5 protein-coding genes are annotated in these 2,916 nt (G+C 64.0%); 3 read left to right on the plus strand and 2 right to left on the minus strand.

Annotated elements, in window-relative coordinates; translation table 11 throughout:
* Positions 1 to 660, minus strand: a 660-nt coding sequence (locus WAO18_RS18730; protein WP_422207731.1) for a phytanoyl-CoA dioxygenase family protein, incomplete at its 3' end; no start/stop codon positions are given.
* Positions 661 to 758: 98 nt separating this feature from the next.
* Between WAO18_RS18730 and WAO18_RS18735 the strand changes: the two genes are divergently transcribed.
* Complete coding sequence (locus WAO18_RS18735) at positions 759 to 1,148, plus strand: PPOX class F420-dependent oxidoreductase (protein ID WP_422207732.1); 390 nt, start codon at positions 759 to 761, stop codon at positions 1,146 to 1,148.
* 53 nt (positions 1,149 to 1,201) lie between these two features.
* The gene (locus WAO18_RS18740; protein ID WP_422207733.1) at positions 1,202 to 1,699 is read left to right on the plus strand and encodes a DUF5078 domain-containing protein; all 498 of its coding nucleotides are present in this window, start codon (positions 1,202 to 1,204) and stop codon (positions 1,697 to 1,699) included.
* 4 nt (positions 1,700 to 1,703) lie between these two features.
* Here the strand turns inward: WAO18_RS18740 and WAO18_RS18745 are convergent, their stop codons facing one another.
* Positions 1,704 to 2,396, minus strand: a complete 693-nt coding sequence (locus WAO18_RS18745; RefSeq protein WP_422207734.1) for a TetR family transcriptional regulator — start codon at positions 2,394 to 2,396, stop codon at positions 1,704 to 1,706.
* 230 nt (positions 2,397 to 2,626) lie between these two features.
* Between WAO18_RS18745 and WAO18_RS18750 the strand changes: the two genes are divergently transcribed.
* Positions 2,627 to 2,916: MmpS family transport accessory protein (locus WAO18_RS18750; RefSeq protein ID WP_422207735.1), on the plus strand; the 290-nt coding region annotated here is incomplete at its 3' end.

Raw genomic sequence — 2,916 nt, forward strand, 5'->3', positions numbered from 1 at the left:
GGCGGTGCCCGAGTTGGCCCCACCGCCGTGCCAGAGCGTGCCGACGAAGAACACGCACGAGCCGGCGGGCATGACGACCGGAAATGCCTCGTCGTCCGGACCCGGTCGGCGCTTACCCCAGCGATGGCTACCCGGGAACAGCACCGTCGCACCGTTGTCGGCGGTGAAGTCGTCGATCGCCCAGATCGTCGCGGCGGCCAACGGCTCCCGGGGCCGGGGAATCGGGTAGAAGCCGTCGTCGTGGTGAGCCAGCTGTGCGGCCTCCCCAGGCCGAATGTTGATGGCCTGCAACGCCGAAAGCAGGTAGTTGGCCATCAGTAGCCGATCCAGCACGGCCAGCACCCGCGGATGGTCGACGAGCGGGTCACAGACCCGCGTTCTGCTCAGCACGCTGTAAACCCGCTGGGTGCGTCGACCCTCGAACGAGTTGCGCCCGGTGTGCGCGAGCCAGGGATGGACGACGTCGCGGATCTGCCCGCACTGCTCGGCGGTGAGCAGGTTCTCCCAAATGACGTAGCCGTCGCGGTCCAGCGCCGTCATGTCGGCCTCGACCACTGACGGGTCGACCGAAGCGCCGCCGGTCGGCGTCCATTTGTACCGAAGCGCCAGATCGCCGCGAAGGTCTTCCAGCGTGGTGTGGGATTCGTTGCCTGCGTTCATCTGCACTCGTCCTTGGCTATGACGACACAGTAAGCCGAGTACGGATCGACGTCACGCGTTCGGCGCGACCAGCACCGGGTGCAGTTATAAAGGGAAGCGTGGCTCCCAGCTTTCAGGACGTGATCAAGTCCAAGTACCTGCTTCTGACCACCTTCACCAAGGATGGTCGGCCCAAGCCGACGCCGATCTGGGGTGTGCCCGAGGGCGACAAGTTGTTGGTGATCACCGATGACGGGTCGTGGAAAACCAAGCGGATCAACAACACCCCTCGGGTCACGATCGCCAGGAGCGGAGCATTGGGCAAGCGCAAAGGCGAAGACGTCGAGGGCGTGGCCCGGGTGTTGCCGAAATCGGAAACCCGGCGGGTCTACAACGCGGTCCTGAAGCGGTACTGGTACCACGCCCCGTGGTTCTACGCGCACTCGATCGTGCGCGGCGGAATCGACAAGGTTCACGTGGGTCTGGAGATCACACCGCCGGTTGGTTAGCCAGGCTTCCCAGCCCCTGGGCGCAGCCGTAATCGGAGCGTTATAGTAGCCGCATGCGTCTTTCTCGCCTGAGCCCTGTGATCCGCGCCGGCGTTGCAGTACTTGCCCTCGGCGCCTCCGCCACCTTGTTCCCGCAGGTCGCGAAGGCTGATCCGGGTTTCACGCCGTGCGATGGTTGTTCGTCAAACGATTCCACCGACGACTTCCCGATCCCACGACGGATGATCTCGACGACCTGCGACGCCGAGCAAATACTCGCCGCCGCTCGCGATTTCACGCCGGTGTACTACCAGCGGTACATGATCGACTACAACAATCACCCGAACGTAAACCACGACGCCCAGAACAAGGTGCACTGGTTTTTCTCGTTATCGCCAGCGGACCGCAGGGCTTATTCCGCGACCTTCTACGCTCCCCAGATCGATCCGCTGAATTTGGCTTGGCCCAACCACATGAAGATTTTCTTCAACAACAAGGGTGTCGTTGCCAAAGAAACCGAGAACTGCCAGAACTATCCGCGCGGCGATATGTCGGTGTGGAACTGGTCGTAACCATCTAGTTCGGGCCGGCGGCCTCGGCCAATAGGCCCACGCAGGTCGCCGTGATCAACCGCGTGAGCGCGACGGTGAAATCGATTTTCCAGTCGGGCGGCACGTCCGGACGCTTCGCGTACTCGTCGGCAAGACGCTTCGGCGGGTTCGCCATCTGCCACATCGGCGCCGCCAGCGAATACGAGGCGAGCAGGACGTCGAACGCGCCCGACCGTCCCAGCTCTGGCAGCGCGTTCTCGATCGCGTCGGTCAGCGAGATCACGGCCGCATTGCTGACCTGCTTGAACTCGAGGACCCGTTCCAACTCCACCTCGTGTTCGAGGTGCAGATGCAGGTTGGCGAGCAGGTCGCAGAACAGCGGGTCGCCCGCCAGGCCGTTGGCCAATGCGCCGGCAACCCGCGCCGGCGACATCGAACCGGGCTCGCCCAGGCTCGCACAGACGGTGTCCGAGAACCGGGCCCATCCCTCGGCGGCCAGATTCAGCAGCACTTCCTTGTGTGAGGTGAAGTAACGCCGCACCGCCGAGTAGTGCACGCCGGCGCGGCTCGCGACGTCCGTCAACGTCACCGAGGCGACACCGGACTCGAGCGCCAGCGAGCGTGCGGCTTCCACGAGCGCTGCTGCCCGCTGGCGCTTCTTGTCCTCGGTGCGGGCACGCTGGAACGTGAGGGGCGGCACGGCGCGAGGATAACGCAGAGGAACGCGTTGCGGGCCGCTGTAGAACCCGGTACCGTCCGTTTACGCACGTAACATGCGTTATATCTGAATTGACATTCCGGCCGGGAAAGGAGTCGACAGTTCGGGTTGCGAGCATGGTTTACTCGTCGTGGTCTGGCGGGGCCGTGGGGCCCACGAAAGCGCCCTGAGACGCCGCGGGCGATCGGCGGGTGCATATCGTCGAGTAATTGAGACGTCGCCGACCAGAAATGCGGCAGCGGGTGAAGGGGATTTCGATTTTCAGGGTGTTGGAGCGGGCGTGGATTCCGCTCGTGATTGCGATCGTGATCGGTGTCGGGGGTTTCACCGTCTTCCGGATTCACGGCATCTTCGGCTCCGAGAAGCGCCCCTCCTACTCCGACAGCGCGACCGACGACAGCAAGCCGTTCAATCCGAAACGGATCACCTACGAGGTCTACGGGCCGCCGGGGACCACGGCGGACATCAGCTACTTCGACACCAACGCCGACCCGCAGCACGTTGACGGCGCCAAGCTGCC

The sequence above is a fragment of the Mycobacterium sp. genome, from assembly GCF_049278535.1.
In the GTDB taxonomy this organism is placed as follows: Bacteria; Actinomycetota; Actinomycetes; order Mycobacteriales; family Mycobacteriaceae; genus Mycobacterium.

Bases quoted from the DNA above. Each gene is read 5' to 3' on its own strand.
- WAO18_RS18740 (WP_422207733.1), top strand. From the start codon at position 1,202: ATGCGTCTTTCTCGCCTGAGCCCTGTGATCCGCGCCGGCGTTGCAGTA.